Here is a 25,965-nt window from a genome sequence, read left to right as displayed (position 1 = left end):
GTAGCTATGATTTTAATAGCGAGGGGAAGAATATCCCCCGTCAAAGTCACTCAGCGAGTGACCTCGAAGCGGAGATCGCGGAGATCGCGGAGATGGCTGTTATGCCGCTTGAATGGCTTGTTCCAGATCAGCAAGCAGATCATCAATGTGTTCGATACCCACCGATAAGCGAACAGTATCCTCTGTAACGCCTGCCTTAATCAACTCTTCAGGATTGAGTTGACGATGCGTGGTCGTCGCCGGATGGCAAGCCAACGATTTCGCATCACCGATATTCACCAGACGGGTAAATAATTTCAATGCATCCTGAAAGCGTGCGCCGGATTCTCGTCCACCAGCCAGACCAAACGTCAAAATACCAGAGGGCTTACCGCCCAGATATTTGAGTGCCAGCGCGTGATCTTTATGGTCAGGTAAGCCAGCATAATTAACCCATTTTACCTTTGGATGTTTGCTCAGATATTGCGCTATTTTAAGAGTATTCTCCGTAATCCGATCGAGGCGCAGTGCCAGTGTTTCTATTCCTTGCAAGATCAGAAACGCATTAAATGGCGACAAAGCGGCCCCGGTGTTACGTAAAGGGACAACACGTGCGCGTCCAATGTAGGCAGCTGGTCCTAAGGCTTCGGTATACACCACGCCATGATAAGACACATCGGGCTCATTCAATCGCTTAAAGCGTTCTTTGTGTTCGGCCCACGGAAACTTACCTGAATCAACGATGATGCCGCCAATAGTAGTGCCATGTCCGCCCAGATATTTGGTCAGAGAGTGAATCACAATATCAGCGCCAAACTCAATCGGTCGCAATAAATACGGTGAAGGCACCGTGTTATCGACAATCAGCGGTACGCCATGTGCATGCGCGACCTTTGCGATAGCTTCGATATCGGTGATATTACCCAGCGGATTACCAATCGATTCCACGAAAATTGCTTTCGTTTTGTCGTCGATTAATTTGGCAAACGATTCAGGATCACGATAATCAGCAAAACGGGTGGTGATGCCAAATTGTGGAAACGTATGCGCGAAGAGATTGTAGGTGCCGCCGTACAAGGTCGACGCGGAAACAATGTTATCGCCCGCTTCGGCAATGGTTTGAATCGCATACGTAATTGCTGCCTGACCGGATGCCAGCGCCAGCCCTGCGATCCCACCTTCTAGTTCAGCGACGCGCTTCTCCAGCACATCATTTGTCGGATTCATGATGCGGGAATAAATATTTCCTTGCACCTTCAGATCAAATAAATCAGCACCATGCTGGGTATTATCAAATGCGTAGGCGACGGTCTGGTAAATCGGTACCGCAACCGCGCGTGTTGTTGGGTCTGGCGTATAGCCGCCATGTACAGCAATTGTTTCCAGCTTCATTGATGATGTCCCTTTAGTTGGATTTGAAATTGAATGTGAAGTCCGAATGGCATTGAATGGATTGATCATAAAAAGCCACTCACAACAACACAAGGAAGATTTTCATCTATTTAATTTACTTTTTTATATTTGCTTTTAGCGAATGAACGTGTTGGTTAAATGAGAAATTGTTGCGTGTTTGCGATATTTTTACAGCGATACAAGGCGAATAAATAGCATCCTCTGCATTTCTATAGCGAATACTTGTCATAGATATTTTCCGCATAAGTAAGATAAAAAATCTTCGTGTACTGCGTCATCATCAGCATGTAAAACTAAAAAACATCACTACCTGTACGTAGATCTATTTCAGGCTTATCTTTGAGGTTCTTTATGTCACCATCTTTACAAAAGATCGATATCCACTCAGCACATGCAGACGGGCAAAACTCTGACGATGTGCTAACGATCGCTCATGCGCTTGCACAACGACTTGCTAAAACCGCTGTTGAACGCGATCAGGTCGGTGGCCATGCAGCCACTGAACGCCAGTGGATCCGTAGCTCAGGCTTATTAACCTTGTCCGTCCCCCAAGAATTTGGCGGTCAGGGCGCCAGTTGGGAAACGATTAATCAGGTCGTTCGTATCCTGGCACAAGCCGATAGTTCGTTAGCACATGTATTTGGTTTTCATCATCTGCAAGTGGCGGGGCTCCAGCTTTATGGCAACGCGCAACAACAACGTCGTCTGCTGACAGCGACAGTAGAAAAACAGATTTTCTGGGGAAATTCCCTCAATCCTCTCGACAAGCGTACCGTCGCTACGCGTCTTGAAGACGGCTACGTGCTCAATGGCGTAAAAAGCTTCTCATCTGGATCGGTTGGCTCCGACTGGCTCACGATTTCTGCATGGGATGAAACCACACAAAGTCCATTGATTGCTGTCACCTCCAGCAATCAACCCGGCATTCAGATTCAGTCTGACTGGGATGCATTTGGTCAGAAACAAACGGACAGCGGCAACGTCCATTTCAATCAAGTTTTTCTACCTGATGACTTGGTATTACAAGCACCAGGAAAAACACCAACACCACAAGCCACCGTGCGCTCCCAAATGGCCCAACTGATCATGACCAACCTGTATCTGGGGATTGGACTTGGTGCATTCGAAGCTGCACGCACTTATACCAAACAACAGGCGAAACCATGGTTTGCATCAGGCGTTGAACAGTCATCGGATGATCCGTTTATCCAGCGTCGTTATGCCGAACTCTGGTTGCTGCTCCGCCCCGCTATCGCATTAGCAGACAGCGCTGGTCGCGAACTCAATCAGGTATTGCAACAGGGTGCGCTAATCACCAAAGAAGACCGTGGCAATCTCGCCATCTCTGTGGTGGAAGCAAAATGCCTCGCGCATCGCGCTGGGATCGAAGCTAGCACGCAATTGTTCGACCTTACGGGTGCTCGTTCCACATCATCCAAATTCGGTTTTGATCGCTTCTGGCGCAATGTCCGCGTGCATACGTTGCACGATCCTATCGACTACAAATTAAGAGATCTCGGTCGCTATTTGCTCGATGCCCGCTTTCCTGATCCAACGCCGTATTCGTAAGCGTTGGCTCCCCCCAAACAAGGATGTATGATGACGTTACCCCTCATCCAGATCATTGCTGCCAGTAAAGCCTATCCAACGCACGATGGCGGCATTTTCCATGCTCTGCAACAGATCAACCTTGACATCGCTGCAGGAGATATTTTTGGTTTAATCGGCAAAAGTGGTGCGGGCAAATCCAGCCTGCTCAGATTGATTAATTTACTTGAACGCCCCGATACCGGCAGCATCATCGTTGCCAGTCAGGATTTAACACAGCTCAATAAAAAAGCCTTACGGCGTGCCAGACAACAGATCGGTATGATTTTTCAGCAATTTAATTTGCTACAAAACGCCAATGTATTTGATAACGTCGCCTTTCCGCTCAAGATTCATGGGGGATTAAGCAAACAGGATATCCACGCCCGAGTTCAGGAATGTCTCGCGATTGTTGGTCTTGAAGAAAAGGCGCACAGCTATCCGGCGCAACTCTCCGGCGGCCAAAAGCAACGTGTTGCTATTGCACGCGCGCTGGCACCACGACCACAAGTCTTGTTATGCGATGAACCCACTTCGGCTCTCGATGCAGAAACAACCCGTGAAATTCTTGATACGCTACGTGATATCAATCAACGACTCGGGGTCACGATTGTGATCGTCAGTCATGAGCTCGCAGTCTTGAGCAAGCTTTGTAATCATGTTGCCGTTATCGTTGATGGCGACATTGCAGAATCATTTGCATTGGCAGATACCAGTCAGCTACGCAGTACAGCGCTTGGCCGCGAATTGATTTGCCACTGGCATGAGGAACACGCCAGACCTTTGCCTGAGGGTCTCGCGCATGTTTGACAATATTATTTTAATTTTGCCAGAACTTGGCACCGCCATTCTGCAAACGCTCACGATGCTCGCGATCGGATTATCGAGCGCCACCTTGATAGGTGGACCGCTGGGGATCGTACTATTTCTGGTCGATACCGGACAATCATTAGAGCATCGTCCACTCTCGCTCGTGCTTGGCTGGATCGTCAATACAATCCGGTCGTTTCCTTTCATTATTTTATTAGTAGCACTGGTGCCATTCACACGTTGGCTCATCGGCACATCGATTGGTCCGCTCGCCGCCTCCGTCCCCTTATCGATTGCAGCCATTCCATACTTTGCGCGTCTCGTAGAAAAAAGCTGCAAAGAAGTACCGCGTGGCGTGATCGAAGCAGCGCATGCGATGGGGGCTTCGGAATGGCAAATTGTCTGGCGCGTTTTGTTAGTCGAGGCGCGTGCAGGTTTAGTACTGGCATTAACTGTACTGGCGATTAGTTTTTTATCGTACTCCGCAATTGCAGGTGTAGTGGGCGGTGGCGGCATTGGTGATCTCGCGATTCGCTATGGTTACTATCGCTTCCAAACCGATGTCATGGTCGTGACGATTGCGCTACTAGTGGCATTGGTGCAGGTCATCCAATTTGCTGGTAATCGTATCGCCCACAAGATTGATAAACGCTAATTCACTTTCTTCTCTGTCAAAGGTTCTTATGTTAAAACGTTTGCTTATCACTACACTAGCTACTACTTCAATCCTGTTCGCAGCGAACGCAGCTATTGCCAAAGATGCGAAAGAACTGGTGATCGGTACCAGTGCGGGTCCTTATGCTGATCAGGTCAAGCTGGGCATTAAACCGGTTCTGGAAAAACTGGGATACAAAGTAAAAGTCATCGAGTTCAATGATTATATTCAGCCTAATTTTGCGCTTGCTGAAGGATCATTGGATGCGAATGCGTTTCAACACATTGTTTATCTGACGAAGTTTTCTACGGACAATAAACTCGCTTTGAGTGAATTAATCAAAGTACCAACGGCGCCGATTGCGATTTACAGTAAAAAACATCACTCTCTTACTGAAGTAAAAGAAGGCGCTACGGTCGCCGTCCCGAATGATCCAACCAATCAGGCGCGCGCACTGGTATTGCTGGAGCAGCTAGGGTGGATCAAACTGAAGGCAAATGTGGATCCAATTCGTGCATCTGAAAATGACGTGGCACTCAATCTCAAAAAAATCAAATTAGTCCCCTTAGAAGCGGCGCAATTGCCCCGCTCGCTGGAGGACACTGATTATTCATTTGTGAACGGCAACTACGCGCTGGCTTCGGGTCTCAAACTGACAGAAGCGCTTGCTCAGGAAAAAATTTCATCACGTTATCAGAACCTGGTTGCCATCCGCACTGTGGATAAAGATAAACCGTGGGTCAAAGATCTAGAAGCGGCTTACCGTTCACGTGAGTTTCTGGCAGTGACTAATAAATATTTCTCTGGATTTGCCAAGCCTGATTATCAACAGGCTCTCGAAGCAACGACTAAATAACCACGAAATAAATCATGAGCAAACTCATCCGCTTCAATGCGTTTCAGATGAATACACCGGGTCATCAATCGCCCGGTCTCTGGCGTCATCCCCGTGACAAAAGCGACCAATACACCAATGCACAACACTGGACGGAATTAGCCCGCCTGCTGGAATACGGTCTGTTTGACGCTCTGTTCTTAGCCGATGTGCTGGGCGTCTATGATGTGTATCAGGGCAGTGCTGATACGGCATTAAAGCACGGCATTCAACTTCCCTTAAACGACCCACTCGCCTTAGTGCCGCTCATGGCGAATGTGACCCGTCATCTGGGTTTTGGCGTTACCTGTGCACTGAGTTACGAACATCCCTATCCATTTGCCCGTCGCATGTCGACACTTGATCATTTAACGAAGGGGCGTATAGGCTGGAATATCGTCACCGGTTATCTCGACAGCGCGGCACGAAATCTAGGATTGCAGCAGCAACTGAGCCACGACGAGCGTTACGATCTGGCCGATGAATACCTAGAAGTCGTCTATAAATTGTGGGAGCAAAGCTGGGACAATCAGGCGGTCCGTCGCGACAAACAGCAGGGAGTTTATACAGACCCAGCCCATGTGCACCCTATCCGTCATCGTGGTCGTTATTTTGACGTACCCGGCATCCATTTATGTGAACCATCACCGCAACGCACGCCGTTGCTATTTCAAGCCGGCACCTCAAAGCGTGGCACCGCATTTGCAGCTCGCCATGCTGAGTGCAGTTTTGTCAGCGGCCCCAGCAAAAAAGTCGTGAAACGCTACGTCGATGACACCCGCGCTGCTGTCGTTGCCGCCGGACGTCAGCCGGATCAAATACTGATTTATGCCCAAGCATTGATCATCACCGGAGAAACCTCCGCTGCGGCACACGCAAAATACCAAGATTATCTGCACTATATCGACATCGAAGCCTCACTGACCTTATTGTCGGGCTGGACCGGCGTAGATTTTTCGCGTTTCCCATTGGATGCCACGATTGAATATATCGACTCAGATGCAGGACGCTCTGCCCTTGCGTCCTTTAGCGCTGCCGATCCCGATAAAACATGGACGGTGCGGGAAGCTGCACAATTTATTGGTTTAGGGGGGCGCGGTCCGGTATTTGTCGGCAATGCGCAAGAGATTGCTGATCAGTTGGCGTCTTGGGTCGATGAAACAGGTATTGACGGTTTTAATCTGGCATTTGCGCTATCGCATGAAACGATCAGTGATGTAGTCAAGTTCATCGTTCCTGAATTACAAGCACGTCAACGCTATAAGACCCATTACACAGATGGCACGATGCGTCACCAGCTATTTGGACAAGGCGATCACCTGCCGCTGAACCACTGCGGCAGACAGACAAAAATTACGACAGAGGATGTTCTCGCTGCATGAAATGTTGGACAAAGAACCAATTGAGCCAATCGAACCAATAGAACCAATGTACACTGTGCATACGTTGCCAATTTTACACATACAGAATCGAAAACTAGTGATGAATCCCGTCGGTGTCCCGTCGTTAAAAATACGATAAAAACGAACTAAAGGGCCTCCATGATGAGTGAATTGCGTTCTGCAGAGCAATTTAGTGCTTCATTTCCAACAAAATAGGCATATTTTTGCAATCTTGCTCATCAATTGGTACGATGAGTCCTTTTAGGACGGACTATTAGGTTCGACCACACTTCCTATTTCATGGTGGAAATAAAATCGCCATCGCTTTAGTATATGTTTGGTATGAGTTTGGTACGTGAGTGATAACCGCCTTTCCTCTTTTCCCTTGGACCTATGCGAAACAGTCTGACGCGCAAGCCTATTGAAATTAAGATTTCCACCGTTGTCGCGGTCGCCATTTTATTGCACGAAGCGTCCATGTCAGTTCTGGAAGCCGCTTTAAAAGAAATGACTTCGGGCTCTCCCGATTTTTTTGATGATGAATTCGCTGTGATTGATGTCGAAGCAATCGCCGATGCCACTGTCGATTGGAACGCACTCATCCCGCTGTTTAAATCGCATGGTTTACATCCCGTGGCGGTTCGTCACGCGCGCGAAGAGGATTATGCAACGGTTCGCTCTCACGGTCTCAGTATTGATGTCGTCAGCAAGCAACGACTGGAAGCGGAGCAAATCGCAGCGTCCGCCCCTGTTGTTGTGCAAGCACCAGTACCAGCACCGCTCCCCGTCGAACCGCAGATTATCGTTCGCAATAATCCTGCAATGGTCATCGATACGCCAGTACGCGCTGGTCAACGTATTTATGCACGCGGTGCCGATCTGATTATCACTGCCTCGGTTAACAATGGCGCAGAAGTCATTGCCGATGGCAGTATCCATATTTATGCCCCGTTACGTGGTCGGGCGCTCGCTGGTGCAACCGGCAATACCAATGCGCGTATTTTCGCGTTGACGATGGAACCGGAACTGGTCTCCATTGCAGGGATTTACAGAACATTCGAAAACGGTTTTCCACCATTACAAGCAAATCACCCGGTACAAGTGAAGCTTAATGGTGACAGTATTGAAGTATCATCAGTAAAATTAGTAGGCTGACGCCCTGTATTAGAAAATGAATGCAGTTATTTCGGATAGAAAAAGGAGTTTTTTGTGGCAAGAATCATCGTTGTAACATCCGGTAAGGGCGGAGTAGGTAAAACGACTTCCAGTGCAAGCTTCGCCTCTGGTCTCGCTATGCGTGGTCACAAAACTGCGGTATTGGATTTTGACGTTGGCCTGCGTAACCTTGATCTGATTATGGGCTGCGAACGCCGTGTCGTCTACGATCTGGTCAATGTCATCAGTGGTGAAGCCACTCTGAATCAGGCATTAATTAAGGACAAACATTGCGATAACCTGTTTATTCTGCCGGCTTCCCAGACGCGCGACAAAGACGCGCTGACTGAGGATGGCGTGGAAAAGGTCCTCAACGATCTGATTAAAATGGATTTCGAGTATATCGTCTGCGATTCGCCAGCAGGTATTGAACGCGGTGCCGTCATGGCACTCACCTTTGCCGACGAAGCCATTGTAGTCACCAATCCTGAGGTTTCGTCAGTACGTGATTCAGATCGAATTCTCGGTATCATTCAAGCTAAATCCAAGCGCGCGCAGGCAGGTGGCGAACCAGTTAAAGAACATTTGCTCATTACACGCTATTCACCAAAACGCGTTGAAGCAGGCGAGATGCTATCCCATACTGACGTACAGGAGATCTTGCGCATCCCGTTGATTGGCGTTATTCCTGAATCCGAAGCCGTCTTACACGCTTCAAACCAAGGTAATCCGGCAATTCATATGAAGGGTAGCGATGTTTCCGATGCTTATGGAGACGTGGTGTCACGATTTTTAGGCCAGGATATCCCATTACGTTTCATTAATTATGAAAAACCGGGATTGCTGCAGCGCATTTTCGGAGGTAAATAAAATGGCTCTGCTTTCTTTTTTATTTAACAACAAACCAAAAACCGCCAACATGGCGAAAGAACGCCTGCAAATCATCATTGCTCGCGAACGTACTGGGCGTGATGGCTATGATTTTTTACCTGCATTGCGGGAAGAGCTGATCGCCGTTATTTCTAAGTACACTAAAGTCAATGCAGAAGACATCAAAGTCTCGCTGGATAAACAAGGTAACCTAGAAGTACTGGATGTGAACGTGGTGTTGCCTGATCTAGAAGTGCGAAACTAAGAAAAATACCACCCTTCAACGCCTGAAAATGACGTACGGTGGCAAGTTTGTTGCATATTGTCCTCACTTTTGAAAATTAAATCGCGCTACCTTAGCTACCACTTTAGCGCATTCGAATCATGATAATAGTTGCCAACTTACCAGCCAGAACGGTGTAATCTCCGCGCAAAAAGAGTAACAAAAATCTTGCTAATCAGAGGATAAACCAGAGACATCTTTTCACAATATTTAAATTTTTCAATTGCTTTCGATATAATGATAAGCATCAATTTTGAATTGCCGGACTTTAACGGTAGCTACCTATGAGAATCGCTGTACTTGACGACGATAACAACCTGCTGGAATTGGTCTGTACCATTCTGAACGCAGCAGGCCATACCTGCCATCCGTTTCTTAGCGGCAAAGAAATGCTGCACCAATTGCGCCGCGAGAGCTATGACATGCTGATTCTCGACTGGCAGGTACCGGATCTAAATGGTACTGAAATTCTGCACTGGGTCAGAGAAAAACTGTCCCCGACGCTGCCAGTTCTGTTTATGACCAGTCGCTCTGGTGAGGATGATATTGTTTCAGGATTAGCTGCAGGCGCGGATGACTATATGATCAAGCCGATCCGCCGCAGTGAATTGGTTGCACGCGTACAAGCGTTGTTACGCCGCGCCTATCCCACACAAACAGCGTCCGAGCATTTACAGTTTGGTGCATATAAGTTTGAAACACGTGCTGGTCGCCTCACGATCAACGACACACCAGTCGAGATGACGCAAAAAGAATTCGATTTGGCGCTACTGTTATTCCGTAATCTAGGGCGCCCTCTTTCGCGGGCCTACATTCTGGAAGCAGTCTGGTCGCGCGATGTCGATATACCGTCCCGAACGATGGACACGCATATTTCTCGTGTTCGTAGCAAGTTGGAACTACGACCTGAAAATGGCTACCGACTTGCCCCCGTTTATAGTTACGGCTACCGACTAGAACAAGTCACACCAGAATAAACACATCCGGGTCAGTTATCTGACCCGGATTTCATTTTCACGATAGGAATTTTGCATATGGGCAATTCACGAACAACTTTCTTACGACAATGTCAAACCGGTTGGCTGGTCGTGATGTGCCTCTTATCCTCGCCACACAGTTTTGCTGAAAAACTGACTGGTGAACCTGGTACAGTGATCGCCACACCACCGGATATGACGTATTTCGCGTTGCAAGGTGACACCTTGTCCGGCATCTCAAAACGATTCACCGATAAGGCGCTGAATTGGCCAACACTCAGCAAACGCAATCATATCGCTGATAATCGCTCGATTCCTATCGGTACACCGATTCTGATTCCATTGGATTTGCTGCCAGAAGAGGACAGCGAAGCACGAGTCCAGACGCTTGCTGGTAACCCAACCTATAAGCCGCTCAATGGGACAGAAATTCCACTCGCAATCGGCACCATCGTCAAAGAGGGCGCGCAGATCTTTACGGGGAAAAATGGTTTTATTACACTGGCATTTCCGGACAACTCTCGCGTTTCTATTCCTTCGAATAGTCAAATCACACTGAGTAAGCTGCGCAAGACCAAATACACGGCCAGCCCTAGAACAGAAATTTCGCTGCTTGAAGGCAAAGTAGAATCGCATGTCTCTAGCCTCATGTCCAATAAAGGTCGTTTTGAAGTCCGTTCGCCGCTCGCCGTCGCCGGTGTGCGCGGTACGCACTTCCGCGTGGGCGTTTCCGACACGGGAACAGCCAACGAGGTATTGGAAGGCGGTGTCGCCGTCAATAATCCGTCATTAAAAAAATCAGACAGCCTCGTCTTGCCTGCAGGTAAAGGAAATATTATCAGCGCCACCGAAGTCGGAAAGGCAATCGACCTGTTACCTCCCCCTCAACTGCCAGCAGAATATCTGTTGCAAGTCCGCCCAACGATTCAGTTTCTGGTGGAGAAAAGCGCGAGCGCAGCCGGATACCATGTGCAAATCGCTTCAGATCAGCAGGCACTGGATGTGCTGACTGAAAAGACGTTCAAAGAAAACCGCTTTAAATTTGATGGGCTCGCTGACGGTCACTACTTTGTCCGCGTCGCTGCCATCGATCAACACGGCTTAGAAGGTATTCCGCTGACGCAATCTTTTGTATTGAAAGCACGGCCAGAGCCACCATTCACGGTTCAGCCAAAAAATAAGATTCGTAGCGAAAAAACTGATTTCGTCTGGACCGAGGCGATCAATGCGCTGTCTTATCATTTACAGGTAGCGACAGATAACAGTTTCAATCAGATCATCCTTGATCAAAGTGACATCAAAGACGTGCAGTTCAGTTCCGATGCGTTAAAAACAGGCCAGTACTTCTGGCGAATCGCAACGGTCGTCACGCAAAAAGACGGCAAGCTGGATCAGGGTCCGTTCAGTGACGTGCAAACCTTTGCAAAATTACCACCGCAGGCTTCGGCAGCCTTTGCTGACTCTGAAGGAAAAGAGATTTCGTTTAATTGGGTCGCAGAACCAGGGCAACTATTCCTGATCCAAATTGCCAGAGATCCCGAATTTAAACAAATGTACTTGTCACGCGAAACCCGTGAGGCCGAATTAAAAATCCCTCGCCCAGGTGCAGGTCAATACTACATCCGTGTACGTGCTACCGATCCAGACGGTTATGTCGGTGCCTTTACCTCCGCCCAAAAAATCACCATCAAAGCACGTTGGCTCGATAACAGTGGTGACGCGATCCGCTCCAGCGCAGGCACTGTAGGTACCGGCTTTTGATGTGTAAATGATGAACAAAAACGAGATGCCAGTAAAGCGCATTGCCCTGCGCGAATGGTCGATTCTGAGTTGCTTGCTCCTGCTTTTAACTGCGTCACTGAGTTTTACGAATGTACTCAATCGCGTAGATATGGTGTTTTATGACCATATAATGCAACTCAATTCGCACGATATACGGAATGACATTCTGATCGTGGCAATTGATGATGTTAGTTTAAATGAGCTCGGCAAATGGCCGTGGCCAAGACAACGACACGCTGAGCTGCTAAAAAAAATCAATGCAGCGCAACCATTAGCAGTTGGTCTCGATATATTGTTCGATGAACAAGAAGCTCCCAATCCAGATGGAACACCCGGTGGTGATCAGGCATTAGCAGATGCCATTTCGGAAAGCCGCCATGTGGTTTTGCCTTTAGTTTCTGCAAGCGCTGGACGTGGTCTAGAAGCAAGTCTGCCGATTCCACTCCTCGCTAATGCCGCCCGCTTAGGTCATATTCATATTGAGCTCGATGCCGATGGCGTTGCCCGTAGCGTCTTTCTGAAAGAGGGCATCAAAGGTGAGTGGTGGCCACATTTCGCGCTCGCGCTCAAAGACGTTGCTAAAAACACGCCATCTGGCGCTGAAAAATACTTGCCTGGTACACGCCTCTCTGCTGCATTACGCAATGAAACCGTGCAGTCGAATGCTTGGCAACGGGACTATCAAATGCACATTCCATTCTCTGGCGGCAAAGGCCAATTTCAGACAGTGCCTTATGTCTCGGTTTTACGAGGTGAAGTACCAGCAAGTTTTTTTAGAAATAAATATGTCTTAGTGGGTCCGACCGCTGTTGGTATGGCCGACTCATTTCCAACACCTGTTTCTGGCAATGACGGCTTGGTCTCGGGGGTCGAAATTAATGCCAACATCCTAGCCAGTCTGCTAGACGAGCGTAGCATCCATTTTGCACCGGTCTGGCAAGTGATGTTGTTTAACCTGCTCATTCTGACAGCAGCATTAGCTGCCTATCAGTTACTGTCGCCCAGAAAAGCACTGTTGACGACAGGTATTCTCTTTGTCGCTGCTATCATAGGTAGCTTCCTGATGATGCGCTATGTAGATTGGTGGTTACCCACCTCGCCAGTCCTATGTTCATTGATGCTCGCTTATCCGATCTGGAGTTGGCGCAGGCTGGAAGCGGCGATACAGTATCTCGGCGAAGAATTCAGCTTGCTCGAACAAGAACCACATCTGCTGCCGGAATACGTGGACGAAGAAGAAAAACCTAAGCCAGCGCTCACCGACACATTGGAAAACAGCATCAACGCAATGCGTCTTGCTGCCAATCGTGTCCGGGATTTACGTCAATTCGTCAGTGACAGTCTGGCAAGCCTACCTGACGCGACCCTAGTCACTACCACCGACGGCAATGTGTTGCTAACAAACCAGGTGGCCCGTGCCTATTTTGCCGGATTAGGTATTCCCAACATCAACGATGCCTTATTGCCTTATCTGTTTGCGCAAATGTCACCACCGCAAGCCAGTGAACAAACACAAAATAATAGCTTCAGTTGGTGGGATATTCTTGATCTGAACCACACCACCAACATGAAGCAAGGAATCGAAGTGCGCGATCCTCGCCAACAAGATGTACTCATCAAAAGTGCACCATGTTATAACTCGGATAAACTTCTGGTTGGCTGGATCGTTAGTATCATCAACATTACTGCAATCCGCGCTGCGGAACGGAGTCGTGACGAGACACTGCACTTCATTTCTCACGACATGCGCGCGCCGCAGGCGTCAATTCTGGCATTATTAGAAATGCAAAAAGATTCTGCCACTGCCTTGCCAAACGATGAGTTTATGTCACGGATCGAAAAGGCATCGCGGATTACGCTTGGTTTAGCAGATAATTTTGTCCAACTCGCCCGCGCCGAATCGCAGGACTATCGTTTTGAAGAAGTCGACTTCCAGAATGTGCTCATTGATGCAACAGAAGAAATGTGGACATTGGCAAGAAGTAAAAATATTCGCATCAAGACGTCTATTCCAGACGATGAGTATCCTGCACGCATCGATCGCTCACTGGTCACGCGGGTATTGACCAATCTGATTTCCAATGCGGTCAAGTACAGCCCCCGCGACACCACTATTACCTGTGAATTGTCTATAGAAAGACAACTCGCCGACGCTGTTATTGTTTGCAGCATCACTGATCAGGGCTATGGAATTCCGCGGGCAGAGCAAAATAAATTATTTCAACGTTTTCAACGTTTTAAAACGACAGATCAACCCAAAAATGATGGTGTCGGACTTGGAATGGTGTTTGTTAAAGCCGTGATAGACCGTCATCATGCCAAAATTGACTTCACCAGCGCGCCAAATGAAGGCTCAACCTTCAATCTACGGTTCCCCGCAGCGCACGTTTGAGGTAGATCAAGTAGCGAGATACAAAAAATATTCTCCTGCACGCGCTATAATGGTGACTTAGACGTACGAAGCTTGGTACGTAGCTTGAACGCATAGACAACACACCTACAACGCACTTATTTGCATGCAACTTACTGCTGTCGGACTCAATCACACGACTGCGCCGCTTTCTTTGCGCGAAAAAGTCGCCTTCTCACCTGAGACTATTGCTCAGGCGGTAGCGGCCGCGCGCGTGTGGTTTGGCAATAATAATGCGACAGCAACATTAAATAACAGCACTGAAGCGGCTATTTTATCCACCTGTAACCGCACAGAATTGTACGCGGCCTGCCCCGCCAGCAATCCGGTGGATGCGACAGCCCACTTTTTAGCTGACTATCACCATTTACCTTACGCCGACTTGCGGCCGCATTTGTACACCTTGCCGCAAGATAATGCTGTGCGGCATGCATTCCGAGTTGCTTCCGGTCTGGATTCGATGGTGTTGGGCGAGCCACAAATTCTTGGACAAATGAAAGATGCTGTCCGTCAGGCGGAAGCTGCAGGTGGCCTTGGTACTTATCTGCATCAGATGTTCCAACGGACGTTTGCGGTGGCCAAAGAAGTCCGCAGTACGACAGAAATTGGCGCTCATAGCGTCTCGATGGCAGCAGCGGCCGTTCGATTGTCTCAGCGTATTTTTGACAAAATTGCCGATCAGCATATTCTTTTTATCGGTGCAGGTGAAATGATCGAACTCTGTGCCACGCATTTCGCAGCGCAGAATCCCAAATCGATCACTATTGCCAACCGTACCTTAGAGCGCGGCGAGGCCTTAGCCCATCGTTTTAACGGCAAAGCGATACGTCTTGCGGATCTGCCACAACAATTAGCGCAATTTGACATCGTCGTTTCTTGTACCGCGTCGTCTTTACCAATCATTGGTCTGGGTCTGGTTGAGCGCGTTGTGAAAGCACGTAAGCACAGACCCGTCTTTATGGTCGATCTGGCAGTGCCACGGGATATTGAACCAGAAGTCGCCCATTTAGACGACGTCTTCTTATACACCGTCGATGATCTTGGCACCGTCGTGCAATCCGGTTTGGAAAATCGCCAAGCTGCCGTTGCCCAAGCCGAAGCCATCATCGAGACCCGAGTGCAGTCATTTATGCATTGGATTGATGGCCGCGCTATTGTTCCAGTCATTCAGGATTTACACGAGAGCAGCGAACAAGTTCGGATGATAGAACTCGAACGCGCCCGTAAAATGCTGGCACGTGGCGAAGATATCGACACCGTTCTGGAAGCGTTATCCAAGGGCATCACGGCGAAGTTCCTGCACGGTCCACAACAAGCACTGCATCAGGCCAGCGGCGATGAGCGCGCACGATTGGCGACGTTACTCCCACATTTATTCCGCACCAAACGTTAGCGACGCCTGTCGCAACGACCAAAACGACTGCGCGATCATTGCATGATCATAGCGCGATGATTCCGGGCACACGCCCTCTTGTACACTCATCAACACTTCATTAATTCAAGTATGAAACCATCAATGCTGTCAAAGCTAGATCAACTAGCTGAGCGCCTAGACGAAGTCGGTCACTTGCTAATGCAAGAAGGTGCCACCAACGACATGGACACTTACCGCAAACTCAACCGTGAGCATGCGGAGCTGGATCCACTCGTTGCCTTATATAAAAACTATCAGCAAGCACAAGCCGATATCGACGAAGCACAGCAAATGCTGAACGATCCGGAAATGAAGGCTTTTGCGCAAGATGAAATCGACGCAGCCAAGGCCAATATGCAAGTGCTCGAAGCAGATTTGCAAAAAATGCTGTTACCGAAAGACCCCAACGACGAACGCAATATTCTGCTGGAAATTCGTGCCGGTACCGGTGGTGATGAAGCCGCCTTATTTGCAGGTGATTTACTGCGGATGTACACCCGTTTTGCAGAGCGTAATCGCTGGCAAGTCGAAATGATGTCCGAGTCGGAATCCGAACTTGGCGGCTATAAAGAAGTGATAGTACGTATTGCCGGATTAGGTGCGTATTCGAAACTAAAGTTCGAATCTGGCGGCCATCGCGTACAGCGTGTGCCAGCTACAGAAACACAAGGTCGCATCCACACCTCTGCTTGTACGGTGGCTGTGATGCCAGAAGCCGATGAACTCGCTGACGTCGTGATTAACAATGCCGATTTGCGCATTGATACCTTCCGAGCAAGCGGTGCCGGTGGTCAGCATATTAACAAAACAGATTCAGCGGTTCGTCTGACGCATCTTCCTACAGGTATTGTGGTCGAATGCCAGGATGGACGTAGTCAGCATCAGAATAAAGCGCAAGCAATGCGGGTGTTGGCAACACGTATCATGGATGGTCAATTACGCGAAAAACAAGCCAAAGAAGCTGCCACCCGTAAGAGCCTGATCGGTTCTGGCGATCGTAGCGAACGTATTCGTACTTACAATTACCCACAAGGCCGGATGACGGATCACCGTATCAACCTGACCTTGTACAAACTGGACTTCATTATGGACGGCGACCTGACTGAACTCAGCAATGCGTTAATCGCAGAACACCAAGCTGAATTATTAGCGGAACTTGGCGACGATTAAGTCATCCAAGCAATAGTCACAGATGATGCTAGCCTGACACGATAGCTTTTACGCATCAATGCGAAAAACCGTGTAAGCTGGCAACCGCTCTTATTTTCCGGATGAAATTCATGCATTCCTCGAAACCTGTATTACTTGGCATCGCCGCATTCTGCATTGCTTTAATCGGTGCTGCACTTTATTTGCAGATCGTCGAACACATGTTGCCTTGTCCGTTGTGCGTGCTACAGCGCTATGCTTTTATCGCGATTGCGATCTTTTGCCTGATCGGCGCAGCCATGCCACGCGGTACCAGGCGTATCAGCATCGGCCTCGCCACCGCCTCCGCTCTTGCTGGTATTGGCGTGGCAATAAAACACTTATACGTGTTAGCTAATCCCGGTCTTTCATGCGGTATTGATCCACTCGAAACAGGCTTAAATAAAATATTTCTGGCAAGCTGGTGGCCAACTTTATTCCGTGCCGATGGCTTGTGCGAAACACCTTATGCACCGATACTGGGTTTATCTATCCCTGCATGGTCGATGATAGGATTTGTGCTAGTTGGATTAACGCTGGTATTTTTGTTCTTTCACCGAGAAAAAACCGGCATGTTTGGGAAACACCGTTAATGCACGCGTGGCAACAAGATCATCTGACTATCGCTGATTACGAGCGCCTTTCGCCATTAGAGAAATTAGAAACGCGTATCTTATTAATGGCAGTGACCGGACTGACCCGCATTGAGCTCATTACCCAGTCGGACTATCAAATCAATTTAGCGCAACACCTGGCGCTACAAACGCTGATACAACGCCGTCTTGATGGTGAGCCCATCGCTTACCTTACGGGTGAGCGCGAGTTTTTTGGTCTGCCGTTTTTCACGTCGCCAGCAGTCTTAATTCCTCGCGCTGATACAGAACTCCTAGTTGAACTCGCGCTCAGTCATGCCCCTGAAAATTCGGCATTACTGGATATGGGTACGGGTTCTGGTGCGATTGCAGTTGCGATTGCACACACCCGATCAGATCTGTTCGTTACTGCGCTCGACATCAGCCCTGACGCCTTAGCTATTGCTCAAAAAAATGTGATGCGCCATCTTGCACCAAGTCGTGTCCGCGTAGTGCACAGTGACTGGTACGCCGACGTAGAAGGCCAGGTTTTTCACACCATCGTCAGCAATCCACCGTATATCGTCAAAGATGATCCGCACCTGTCACAAGGCGACTTACGCTTTGAACCCATTAATGCGCTAACCGATCACGGTGATGGTTTAAGTGCCTACCGAACAATCATTGCAGGTGCACCAGAGCATCTTGCAAGCGATGGCTGGTTACTCATGGAACACGGCTATCACCAGGCAGATGAGGTTCGCCAATTACTCTTAGTGCGTGGTTTCGTACAAGTACAAAGTTGGCGTGATCTGGCGGGGATTGAGCGAGTATCGGGTGGGCAATTCATCTCGAATTAGAAATACTCATCGACGTATTATTCGAGTATTCAAAAAAAAACGACTACAAACATGACTTGTAGTCGTTTTTTTTCGCCAATATAACGTGTTCGTTAGCGAGCCTGCTGGCTTAGCGCGCACCGAGTGGAATCGATGAACCGGCCGATTTCTTTGCATCCTTGGCCGCTTTTTTCTCTTTTGGTGAGAGTAAAGCCTGTTTTTTGGTTTCTTTATTTGTCTTGGTCACTTTACTCATGATATTGCTCCTGGTAGACGCCTGCGAATGCGGGTGTTGCCTCAGTATAGGTGAATAAGATGCAGAGGGCGCGAATTTAAATAATTTGAGGACGTAATCCCACTCACCATACGTTTGATTGACTGGAAGCGTTGTAACGTCGCTTTTGACTTTCTCCGTTTTAGACAAAGCAATTTGTGTTTCACGGAAAACAGAGTAAAAAGTATCCCTGTTTGAGCGCAGCAAGTTTCGATACCTTCCTGTTTTATGTGCTGCACAAATTGTCCCGACACGCAGTGACGGGACACGCTGGGCAAAGTCTCAGCGTCGCCTTCTTTGGCTTACTTTTCTTGGCGAGACAAGAAAAGTGAGTGGCTACCGAGCCACCCCTGGCCTAGTTCTACAAAGTACTGTCGGTTTAAATATGTAAAGCGATCGCATTAATGACAACGCGTCAAAGGATTAACGATGGCGGGTTGTCCCTGCCCTACGAAGATTATTATTTCACCTGCTGCTTATTCAACTTCCTCGCCAACGTCCGCCGATGCATTCCCAAGCGCCTCGCTGCTTCAGAAATATTAAAATCAACTTCCACCAGCACCTCATGTATTCGCTCCCACTCCAGCGTCTTAATTGATGTAGAACGATTCGTCAGCTCAGGCTCAGAAACCCCTGCAACGTGCCCAAATGCCGCCTCAATATCATCCGTATTGGAAGGCTTCGCCAGATACTGACAAGCACCTAATTTGACGGCCTCAACTGCCGTCGCAATACTGGCAAAACCAGTTAATACGACGATGAGCATCTCAGGATCGTGCTTATTGAGCATCTGAACGCAGGCCAGACCCGACGCAGCGCCATTGAGTTTCAAATCCACCACCGCGTAACGCGGCGAGTGTTTGCTTAATAAATCTGCCGAATCTTCAAGATTTGCAGCATGGATGACCGTATAGCCGCGCCGCTCAAACGAGCGGGCGAGAGTACGAGCAAAAGCAGTATCGTCTTCGACTATCAACAACAGACGATTTTCCGACATCATTGTGTTATCCCTTAAAGCATGATTGCTGATAACGGCAGACCTATTTTTACCGTCGCGCCACCCTCTTCCCGATTGCGTGCAGAAACAGAACCACCTAACTTACGTGCCACATTAACGACAAAGAAAATACCTAGTCCACTGCCCGGACGCCCTTTGGTCGATTGATACGGCTGTCCCAGCTTCTCCAGTATCTCCGGCAAAAACCCCGGACCACAGTCACTAACAACAATATTGAGCATATTGTTCTGACTCGATACGGTCAGGCTCACCCAGTTCGGCGATGCCTCAAGCGCATTATCTAACAGATTGCAGATCATCTGTTTAAGTGCGGAATCAAACACAACGGGCACGTCATGTTGAATCTGATTCTCAAACAAGAAAGTATCGATAGACCGTGTTGCTCTGAAGTCGTCTGCGAGGTTGCTCAGGAAAGTAATCAGCGTTGTTTTGACGGAAGATTCGCCCCGCGCTTCACCAGCCGACAACAAAATACTACTCACGATACTTTTGCATCGCTGGAGCTGTCGTTGCATCTCGTTGATTTCTTCCAGTAACTCAGGATTTTTGCTGAACTCTGGCATCCGTCGCCAGTCACCAACAATCACCGACAAGGTCGCCAGCGGGGTGCCTAATTCATGTGCGGCACCTGAAGCAAGCAAGCCCATTTTGACGATATGCTCTTCTTCAGTTGCATGTTGTCGTAAGTCTGCCAACTGCGCGTCTCGACTGCTCAAATTGCCGTTGATGCGAGTGAGAAAAAAGACCAACAAAGCAGCATTAACTAAAAAACAAATAATTACGCCATCCTGATACAGGCCGGGCATGCTATCAACATGCTCAGGCGGCAACACCAAGGGGTAATAAAAAATAGACAGCCCAAACAAACAAGCACCAGCAATAACAACAATGAACCAGGTCGACCATGCTTCGAGTAGAACCGCGCTTAAAATCACCTGCAACAAATACAGAAACGCAAACGGGTTACTCGTACCACCGGATAGATAGAGTTGCAAAGTCAGGATACTAACGTCAACCAGCAACGCAAAAAATAGCTCTCTATTCGAGACCTTAACCTCTTCATGCCAGCGCAAATGGCTAGCGATATTGAAGGCAATCAGACCTGCAATGACATAGGAAATCTGAAGTAATGGTAACTTGATGTCAAATACAAAGGTAGCAAGCGCAATCGTCGACACCTGCCCCAGCATTGCGATCCAGCGTAACTGAATGAGCTGAAGCATATTTTTGTGCCCAGCCGAGCTTTCATAGTCAGACGCTGCGTACAAAACTCGCTTCTGCTGCGTTTGTATCTCGTGCTCGCGTGTCTGACGCGATGAATTAACAGTCATTCGTTTCTCCCAAGGATGCTTCTTCATCGATGTCATTGCGCTTCGCCGCCAATTGCTAAAAAAGATAAAGAGCGGACTGCTATGTTAACAGACTATCGAGACTTGGACTCCATCGCCTGTAATCGCAAACGACGATCATCACGACGGACATAAACAAATGCCCCCGCCACCATCAATGCCAACGCGTACCACGTCAGTGCATAGACCAAATGATTGTTGTGAAAAGAAATCACTGTGAGTCCAGCGGCAGGATAATCGGTCGCCACACTGTTCGCAGCCTTGACAGACCGTTCTTGATCTACAAAAAATGGCGCAACTTGTGCCAGATGGTGAGAATCTGAAAGTGCCTGAATATCTCTTGAGAACCAGCGCTGAGATGACGGTTCATTATTACGAAGAAAACCACCCTTTGGCTCACTCATACGCAGCAGACCGACGATGGTTGCTGTTGAAGTCGCAGCATTGCTTGTAGCAGCAAGATTTTTTTCAGGCAGAAACTGCGAAGCCATGCTGGTTGGAATATAGCCACGATTAATCCAAACAATATCACCGCTCTGTTGACGCAACGGTGTCATTACCCAATAGCCGCTGCCTAATTCTGTTGATGCCTGAACCAGACTGGTTGCGCGATAAAGATACGTCCCTTGCAACTGGACATGCCGATACTCATCGAGTGCGGCATTCACCGTTGACCATTGATTGATAGCAGGTACCTCCACTGCTGGTGCGCTCACCCTTTGATCAACGCGGGAGATCAAATCCAGTTTCCACTGCAAACGCTGTACCTGCCAAGTGCCCAACGCAGCGAAGCCCACAAACAACAACCCCGCGCAAATTGCGAGGAAGGTCCTCACAAATTTCGAGCGGGGTTGAGAAGCACCGACTACCGCCGCGTGGGCTTCGGTAGTCGTATGATTCAAACGATCAATCATGACATGCCAGGCATTTTTTTCATGTCTTTTTCAACTGGTACTGCGCGAATTGATTCAGGGACTGTTTCATGATCCATCCCTGGCATCATATTGTGATTCAGATGGTACATCACCCACAAGGAACCACTCATCATAATCACAACAACCATCGTCGTGAACAATAAAGCAAGCATAGTCCAGCCGCCTTCTGACTTTGAATTCATGTGCAAGAAGTACACCATGTGGACTACGATCTGCACTGCTGCAAAGGCCAGCAATACAAATCCTGTCGTGCTGGATTTATCAAACACTTTTGCCATGACTAACCAGAACGGAATCACTGTCAACAACACTGCAAGGATAAAACCAGTAGCGTAGCTTTTCAGACTGCCGTGATCTGCGTGATCATGACCATGGTGATCGTGATGGTCATGGTGGCCATGGGCCGCGTGGTCGTGGTGTGCGCTCATGGCAGAACTCCCATCAAATAGACAAAGGTAAAGACACCGATCCAGACAACGTCAAGAAAGTGCCAGAACATAGACAAACACATCAGGCGACGACGGTTTTCTGAGGTTAATCCGTGGCGCTTCAATTGGAATAACAATGTCACCAACCAAATGATACCGAAGCTGACGTGTAAGCCATGCGTACCTACCAATGCAAAGAACGACGTCAAGAAGCCACTGCGTTGTGGGCCTGAGCCCTCCATGATCAGATGAACGAACTCGTACAACTCAAAATAAATAAAGCAAGCACCCAAAAGACCCGTTACCGCCAGCCAGATCATCGTATTACGCAGACGGTCTTTTTGCGATTCCAGCATCGCAAAACCATAAGTAATCGAAGACAACAATAGCAAGGATGTATTGAGACCAACCAATGGCAGATCAAAAATTTCCGCGCCAGTTGGACCACCTGCATAATTACGACCCAATACAGCATAGGCAGCAAACAAACAGGCAAAGACCAGACAGTCACTCATCAGGTATAACCAGAAACCCAACATCGTGCCGTTTTCAGGATGGTGTTCCCGAACAAAGTAGCGTGAGCCGGAAGCCGCGCCCGTCGCGTTATGAGTAGAAGTAGATGTATTAGACATGGCTCGCTAACAAACGTGTGCGTTCTGCTTCAGTGCGGGTAACTTCTTCCGCAGGGATGTAGTAATCGCGATTGTAATTAAAAGTATGGATAATGATTGCCGCCATCATTGCGATAAACGCGAGGCCAGCAGGCAACCACATTTGCCAGATCAGTGCAAAACCAACTGCTGCACTCAAGCCTGCAATAATCACACCTGCACCCGTATTTTTTGGCATATGAATGGCGACAAAACTATCGGTAGGACGCTGATAATTGTTGCTCTTCATATCTGCCCAAGTGTCGATGTCATGCACCAATGGTGTAAAAGCAAAGTTATACGCTGGTGGTGGTGACGATGTCGACCATTCCAGAGTACGGCCACCCCATGGATCACCAGTGAAATCACGCAATGAATCACGACGCATGAAACTCACGCCCAACTGAATCACAAAGCAAGCAATACCGAAGGCAATCAGAACCGCACCGAAAGCAGCGATCTGGAACCAGATTTGCAAGGATGGATCTTCAAAGTGGCTCAGGCGACGGGTAACACCCATCAGACCGAGAACGTACAACGGCATGAACGCAAAGTAGAAACCGATCGTCCAGAACCAGAACGAGCATTTACCCCAGAACGCATCCAATTTGTAGCCAAATGCTTTCGGGAACCAGAAGTTAATACCAGCAAATGTACCAAACACTACACCACCAATAATCACGTTATGGAAGTGAGCAATCAGGAACAAACTGTTGTGCAACACGAAGTCAGCAGGAGGAACCGCTAATAACACACCGGTCATACCACCAATAACGAAAGTTACCATAAAGCCCATGGTCCACAGCATCGGTACTTCGAAGCGGATACGGCCACGGTACATTGTGAACAGCCAGTTAAATATTTTCGCACCAGTCGGGATCGAAATAATCATCGTGGTAATCCCGAAGAACGAATTAACACTCGCGCCGGAACCCATCGTGAAGAAGTGATGCAACCATACCAGGTAAGACAGAATCGTAATAACGACAGTCGCGTACACCATAGAGGTGTAACCAAACAGACGTTTGCTGCTGAAGGTAGAAACGATTTCTGAGAAAACACCAAAAATTGGCAAGACCAGAATGTACACCTCTGGGTGACCCCAGATCCAGATCAGATTCACGTACATCATGGAGTTACCACCCATGTCGTTCGTGAAGAAGTTAGTACCAAACACGCGATCCAGAGACAACATCGCCAATACCGCAGTCAACACTGGGAAAGCAGCAACGATCAGCACGTTAGTACACAAAGCAGTCCATGTGAACACTGGCATTTTCATCATTGTCATGCCAGGAGCGCGCATTTTGATGATCGTTACAATCAGATTCACGCCGGACAACAAGGTTCCGACACCAGCGATCTGTAAGGACCAGATATAGTAATCGACCCCCACATCCGGGCTACCTAAAATGCCTGACAGCGGTGGGTATGCCAACCAGCCTGTGCGCGCAAATTCACCAACAAACAAAGAAGCCATCACCAGAACGGCACCAAACGTCGTCATCCAGAAGCTAAAGTTATTCAGGAATGGAAAGGCAACGTCACGTGCACCAATCTGCAGTGGCACAACATAGTTCATCAAACCAGTGACAAACGGCATCGCCACGAAGAAAATCATGATCACGCCGTGAGCAGTAAACACCTGGTCATAGTGATGCGGAGGCAAGAAGCCATGCGAATCTCCAAACGACAACGCTTGCTGCGCACGCATCATCAACGCATCCGCAAAACCGCGCAACAGCATCACGATACCGAGAATCATGTACATAATACCGATACGTTTATGATCGATACTGGTGAACCAGTTACGCCATAACACACCCCAGACGCGGAAGTAGGTCAGAGCGCCTAACAAAGTGATCCCACCTAGTCCAACCATAACAAAGGTTGCCAGCAAGATAGGCTCATGGAAGGGAATCGCATCCCAGCTAAGACGGCCGAATATCAGCTTAGTCATATCAATTTGATCGAACATTATTTTTTCCCACTAGTAATTGACGGCGTGGTACACACTTCAGCATCAAGAGCGCGCCCGTTACGCTGATTCTGCGCCAGCAAGGCAAAACCCTTTACTTCGCTGGTTTTTGCAGTCCTCACGTTCATGTTGCTCGCCATCAGTTGATCCATACATACCTGATCCTCTGCAACACAACGATTCACGATAGCGTGGAACAGGTCAGCATCGACTGTCCCGAAATGACGCACAGGATCTTTGATACTTGGCTGCTCTAATTGCAGATAATCAGCGCGTTTCAAGACGCTGGCATCCGCTTTCGCTGTCGCTACCCATTTGTCAAAGTCCTGCTGATTCATACCGTGGAACTTAAATTTCATATCAGAGAAGCCAGCGCCGCTATAGTTAGCAGAGAATCCTTCATAGACGCCCGCCTTGTTGATCACAGCGTGCAATGCTGTTTGCATACCAGGCATCGCATAAATCTGGCCTGCCAGTGCTGGGATATAAAACGAATTCATAACCGACGAAGCTGTAATTTTGAAGTTGACCGGAACGTCCACTGGTACCGCCAATTCATTCACTGTCGCAATACCTTGTTCTGGATAAATAAACAACCATTTCCAATCCAGCGCAACGACTTCAACCTCGATCGGCTTGACATTGGCAGGAATCGGACGATTTTCATCTAAACGCGACAACTTTCGATATGGATCAAGAGTATGCGTAGAAATCCAGGTTATCGTGCCCAAAGCGATGATAATTAACAACGGTGCACCCCAGATCACCAACTCCAACATCGTGGAGTGATCCCAGTCGGGCTCATAGGCCGCCTCAGTGTTGCTTTGACGATAACGCCAAGCGAAAAAGAGAGTGAGTGCTATCACCGGAACGATGATGATGAGCATTAATATTGTTGAAATAACAATAAGTTTGCTCTGTTGCGCGGCTATATCACCGAAGGGATTTAACACAATCGTGTCACATCCAGCCAACAGCGCGAAGCATAACAGCATCAGTCCGCGCCGCAAGAGTAGGGAAATCGTCATAAAAATTCCAATTTAGGCTAAGTTTTATGTTAAGGTACATCAACTGACTAGCATTAGCGATTGGACGTTTTGTCCTACCTTAGCAAAGTTATATCTGCGAGGGTTATCTGGCGTC

The 25,965-nt window shown here is 48.3% G+C and carries 24 protein-coding genes; 15 read left to right on the top strand and 9 right to left on the bottom strand.

Annotated elements, in window-relative coordinates; all coding sequences use genetic code 11:
* Nucleotides 1-99: 99 nt before the first annotated feature.
* Nucleotides 100-1,371, bottom strand: a complete 1,272-nt coding sequence (locus ACO0KV_RS05460) for an O-acetylhomoserine aminocarboxypropyltransferase/cysteine synthase family protein (RefSeq protein ID WP_423040677.1) — start codon at nt 1,369-1,371, stop codon at nt 100-102.
* 372 nt (nt 1,372-1,743) lie between these two features.
* Between ACO0KV_RS05460 and ACO0KV_RS05455 the strand changes: the two genes are divergently transcribed.
* The 15 genes from ACO0KV_RS05455 to prmC all read left to right on the top strand — a co-directional run bounded on the left by ACO0KV_RS05455 (nt 1,744) and on the right by prmC (nt 18,211).
* Nucleotides 1,744-2,961, top strand: a complete 1,218-nt coding sequence (locus ACO0KV_RS05455) for an acyl-CoA dehydrogenase family protein (protein WP_423040675.1) — start codon at nt 1,744-1,746, stop codon at nt 2,959-2,961.
* 30 nt (nt 2,962-2,991) lie between these two features.
* Nucleotides 2,992-3,789 carry a methionine ABC transporter ATP-binding protein gene (locus tag ACO0KV_RS05450; RefSeq protein ID WP_423040734.1) on the top strand — a complete coding sequence of 266 codons (798 nt, stop codon included), beginning with the start codon at nt 2,992-2,994 and terminating at the stop codon, nt 3,787-3,789.
* Entirely contained in the window at nt 3,782-4,444 is a 663-nt protein-coding gene (locus ACO0KV_RS05445) for a methionine ABC transporter permease (protein WP_423040673.1), read from the top strand. The genes ACO0KV_RS05450 and ACO0KV_RS05445 overlap by 8 nt, the downstream gene beginning before the upstream one ends.
* A 28-nt stretch (nt 4,445-4,472) precedes the next feature.
* Entirely contained in the window at nt 4,473-5,300 is an 828-nt protein-coding gene (locus tag ACO0KV_RS05440) for a MetQ/NlpA family ABC transporter substrate-binding protein (protein WP_423040671.1), read from the top strand.
* Nucleotides 5,301-5,314: 14 nt separating this feature from the next.
* Nucleotides 5,315-6,700: an LLM class flavin-dependent oxidoreductase gene (locus ACO0KV_RS05435; RefSeq protein ID WP_423040669.1), complete on the top strand. Its 1,386-nt coding sequence runs from the start codon at nt 5,315-5,317 to the stop codon at nt 6,698-6,700.
* A 393-nt stretch (nt 6,701-7,093) separates the two neighbouring features.
* Nucleotides 7,094-7,855, top strand: coding sequence for a septum site-determining protein MinC (minC, locus tag ACO0KV_RS05430; RefSeq protein ID WP_423040667.1), 762 nt, complete (start codon nt 7,094-7,096; stop codon nt 7,853-7,855).
* Between the two features lie 54 nt (nt 7,856-7,909).
* On the top strand, nt 7,910-8,725 hold the full coding sequence (gene minD / locus ACO0KV_RS05425; RefSeq protein ID WP_423040665.1) for a septum site-determining protein MinD: 816 nt from the start codon (nt 7,910-7,912) through the stop codon (nt 8,723-8,725).
* A 1-nt stretch (nt 8,726) separates the two neighbouring features.
* A complete protein-coding gene (gene minE, locus ACO0KV_RS05420; protein WP_423040663.1) occupies nt 8,727-8,990 on the top strand; it encodes a cell division topological specificity factor MinE in 264 nt (87 codons plus the stop codon).
* Nucleotides 8,991-9,292: 302 nt separating this feature from the next.
* Nucleotides 9,293-9,985, top strand: coding sequence for a response regulator transcription factor (locus ACO0KV_RS05415; protein WP_423040661.1), 693 nt, complete (start codon nt 9,293-9,295; stop codon nt 9,983-9,985).
* A gap of 57 nt (nt 9,986-10,042) precedes the next feature.
* Complete coding sequence (locus ACO0KV_RS05410; RefSeq protein WP_423040659.1) at nt 10,043-11,746, top strand: FecR domain-containing protein; 1,704 nt, start codon at nt 10,043-10,045, stop codon at nt 11,744-11,746.
* Nucleotides 11,747-11,753: 7 nt separating this feature from the next.
* Nucleotides 11,754-14,159, top strand: a complete 2,406-nt coding sequence (locus ACO0KV_RS05405) for a CHASE2 domain-containing protein (protein WP_423040657.1) — start codon at nt 11,754-11,756, stop codon at nt 14,157-14,159.
* A gap of 124 nt (nt 14,160-14,283) precedes the next feature.
* Nucleotides 14,284-15,570: a glutamyl-tRNA reductase gene (hemA, locus tag ACO0KV_RS05400; RefSeq protein ID WP_423040655.1), complete on the top strand. Its 1,287-nt coding sequence runs from the start codon at nt 14,284-14,286 to the stop codon at nt 15,568-15,570.
* A 111-nt stretch (nt 15,571-15,681) separates the two neighbouring features.
* Nucleotides 15,682-16,761: a peptide chain release factor 1 gene (prfA, locus tag ACO0KV_RS05395; RefSeq protein ID WP_423040653.1), complete on the top strand. Its 1,080-nt coding sequence runs from the start codon at nt 15,682-15,684 to the stop codon at nt 16,759-16,761.
* Nucleotides 16,762-16,871: 110 nt separating this feature from the next.
* Nucleotides 16,872-17,372 (top strand): disulfide bond formation protein B, encoded by a 501-nt coding sequence (locus ACO0KV_RS05390; RefSeq protein WP_423040651.1) that lies wholly within the window; start codon nt 16,872-16,874, stop codon nt 17,370-17,372.
* On the top strand, nt 17,372-18,211 hold the full coding sequence (gene prmC, locus ACO0KV_RS05385) for a peptide chain release factor N(5)-glutamine methyltransferase (RefSeq protein ID WP_423040649.1): 840 nt from the start codon (nt 17,372-17,374) through the stop codon (nt 18,209-18,211). Before ACO0KV_RS05390 ends, prmC begins: the two co-directional genes overlap by 1 nt.
* A 109-nt stretch (nt 18,212-18,320) precedes the next feature.
* Here the strand turns inward: prmC and ACO0KV_RS05380 are convergent, their stop codons facing one another.
* The 8 genes from ACO0KV_RS05380 to cyoA all read right to left on the bottom strand — a co-directional run bounded on the left by ACO0KV_RS05380 (nt 18,321) and on the right by cyoA (nt 25,850).
* Complete coding sequence (locus tag ACO0KV_RS05380; protein WP_423026733.1) at nt 18,321-18,446, bottom strand: hypothetical protein; 126 nt, start codon at nt 18,444-18,446, stop codon at nt 18,321-18,323.
* Nucleotides 18,447-18,924: 478 nt separating this feature from the next.
* Nucleotides 18,925-19,461 carry a response regulator transcription factor gene (locus ACO0KV_RS05375; RefSeq protein ID WP_423040732.1) on the bottom strand — a complete coding sequence of 179 codons (537 nt, stop codon included), beginning with the start codon at nt 19,459-19,461 and terminating at the stop codon, nt 18,925-18,927.
* Between the two features lie 14 nt (nt 19,462-19,475).
* Nucleotides 19,476-20,813 (bottom strand): ATP-binding protein, encoded by a 1,338-nt coding sequence (locus ACO0KV_RS05370; RefSeq protein WP_423040647.1) that lies wholly within the window; start codon nt 20,811-20,813, stop codon nt 19,476-19,478.
* A 92-nt stretch (nt 20,814-20,905) separates the two neighbouring features.
* Nucleotides 20,906-21,733, bottom strand: coding sequence for an SURF1 family protein (locus tag ACO0KV_RS05365; protein WP_423040645.1), 828 nt, complete (start codon nt 21,731-21,733; stop codon nt 20,906-20,908).
* An 8-nt stretch (nt 21,734-21,741) separates the two neighbouring features.
* Nucleotides 21,742-22,194 (bottom strand): cytochrome o ubiquinol oxidase subunit IV, encoded by a 453-nt coding sequence (cyoD, locus tag ACO0KV_RS05360; RefSeq protein WP_423040643.1) that lies wholly within the window; start codon nt 22,192-22,194, stop codon nt 21,742-21,744.
* Entirely contained in the window at nt 22,191-22,826 is a 636-nt protein-coding gene (gene cyoC / locus ACO0KV_RS05355; protein ID WP_423040641.1) for a cytochrome o ubiquinol oxidase subunit III, read from the bottom strand. The genes cyoD and cyoC overlap by 4 nt, the downstream gene beginning before the upstream one ends.
* The gene (gene cyoB / locus ACO0KV_RS05350; protein WP_423040639.1) at nt 22,819-24,822 is read right to left on the bottom strand and encodes a cytochrome o ubiquinol oxidase subunit I; all 2,004 of its coding nucleotides are present in this window, start codon (nt 24,820-24,822) and stop codon (nt 22,819-22,821) included. Before cyoB ends, cyoC begins: the two co-directional genes overlap by 8 nt.
* Entirely contained in the window at nt 24,822-25,850 is a 1,029-nt protein-coding gene (gene cyoA, locus ACO0KV_RS05345; protein ID WP_423040637.1) for a ubiquinol oxidase subunit II, read from the bottom strand. The genes cyoB and cyoA overlap by 1 nt, the downstream gene beginning before the upstream one ends.
* Nucleotides 25,851-25,965: the final 115 nt, after the last annotated feature.

It is taken from the genome of Undibacterium sp. RuRC25W (genome assembly GCF_049339825.1).
Classification (GTDB): domain Bacteria; phylum Pseudomonadota; class Gammaproteobacteria; order Burkholderiales; family Burkholderiaceae_D; genus Undibacterium.
The sequence above is the reverse complement of the archived record's forward strand: the minus strand, read 5'-3'. Positions and strand labels throughout refer to the sequence as shown.

Bases quoted from the DNA above. Each gene is read 5' to 3' on its own strand.
- ACO0KV_RS05460 (WP_423040677.1), bottom strand. From the start codon at position 1,371: ATGAAGCTGGAAACAATTGCTGTACATGGCGGCTATACGCCAGACCCA.
- ACO0KV_RS05455 (WP_423040675.1), top strand. From the start codon at position 1,744: ATGTCACCATCTTTACAAAAGATCGATATCCACTCAGCACATGCAGAC.
- ACO0KV_RS05450 (WP_423040734.1), top strand. From the start codon at position 2,992: ATGACGTTACCCCTCATCCAGATCATTGCTGCCAGTAAAGCCTATCCA.
- ACO0KV_RS05445 (WP_423040673.1), top strand. From the start codon at position 3,782: ATGTTTGACAATATTATTTTAATTTTGCCAGAACTTGGCACCGCCATT.
- ACO0KV_RS05440 (WP_423040671.1), top strand. From the start codon at position 4,473: ATGTTAAAACGTTTGCTTATCACTACACTAGCTACTACTTCAATCCTG.
- ACO0KV_RS05435 (WP_423040669.1), top strand. From the start codon at position 5,315: ATGAGCAAACTCATCCGCTTCAATGCGTTTCAGATGAATACACCGGGT.
- minC (WP_423040667.1), top strand. From the start codon at position 7,094: ATGCGAAACAGTCTGACGCGCAAGCCTATTGAAATTAAGATTTCCACC.
- minE (WP_423040663.1), top strand. From the start codon at position 8,727: ATGGCTCTGCTTTCTTTTTTATTTAACAACAAACCAAAAACCGCCAAC.
- ACO0KV_RS05415 (WP_423040661.1), top strand. From the start codon at position 9,293: ATGAGAATCGCTGTACTTGACGACGATAACAACCTGCTGGAATTGGTC.
- ACO0KV_RS05410 (WP_423040659.1), top strand. From the start codon at position 10,043: ATGGGCAATTCACGAACAACTTTCTTACGACAATGTCAAACCGGTTGG.
- ACO0KV_RS05405 (WP_423040657.1), top strand. From the start codon at position 11,754: ATGATGAACAAAAACGAGATGCCAGTAAAGCGCATTGCCCTGCGCGAA.
- hemA (WP_423040655.1), top strand. From the start codon at position 14,284: ATGCAACTTACTGCTGTCGGACTCAATCACACGACTGCGCCGCTTTCT.
- prfA (WP_423040653.1), top strand. From the start codon at position 15,682: ATGAAACCATCAATGCTGTCAAAGCTAGATCAACTAGCTGAGCGCCTA.
- ACO0KV_RS05390 (WP_423040651.1), top strand. From the start codon at position 16,872: ATGCATTCCTCGAAACCTGTATTACTTGGCATCGCCGCATTCTGCATT.
- prmC (WP_423040649.1), top strand. From the start codon at position 17,372: ATGCACGCGTGGCAACAAGATCATCTGACTATCGCTGATTACGAGCGC.
- ACO0KV_RS05380 (WP_423026733.1), bottom strand. From the start codon at position 18,446: ATGAGTAAAGTGACCAAGACAAATAAAGAAACCAAAAAACAGGCTTTA.
- ACO0KV_RS05375 (WP_423040732.1), bottom strand. From the start codon at position 19,461: ATGTCGGAAAATCGTCTGTTGTTGATAGTCGAAGACGATACTGCTTTT.
- ACO0KV_RS05370 (WP_423040647.1), bottom strand. From the start codon at position 20,813: ATGACTGTTAATTCATCGCGTCAGACACGCGAGCACGAGATACAAACG.
- cyoD (WP_423040643.1), bottom strand. From the start codon at position 22,194: ATGAGCGCACACCACGACCACGCGGCCCATGGCCACCATGACCATCAC.
- cyoC (WP_423040641.1), bottom strand. From the start codon at position 22,826: ATGTCTAATACATCTACTTCTACTCATAACGCGACGGGCGCGGCTTCC.
- cyoB (WP_423040639.1), bottom strand. From the start codon at position 24,822: ATGTTCGATCAAATTGATATGACTAAGCTGATATTCGGCCGTCTTAGC.
- cyoA (WP_423040637.1), bottom strand. From the start codon at position 25,850: ATGACGATTTCCCTACTCTTGCGGCGCGGACTGATGCTGTTATGCTTC.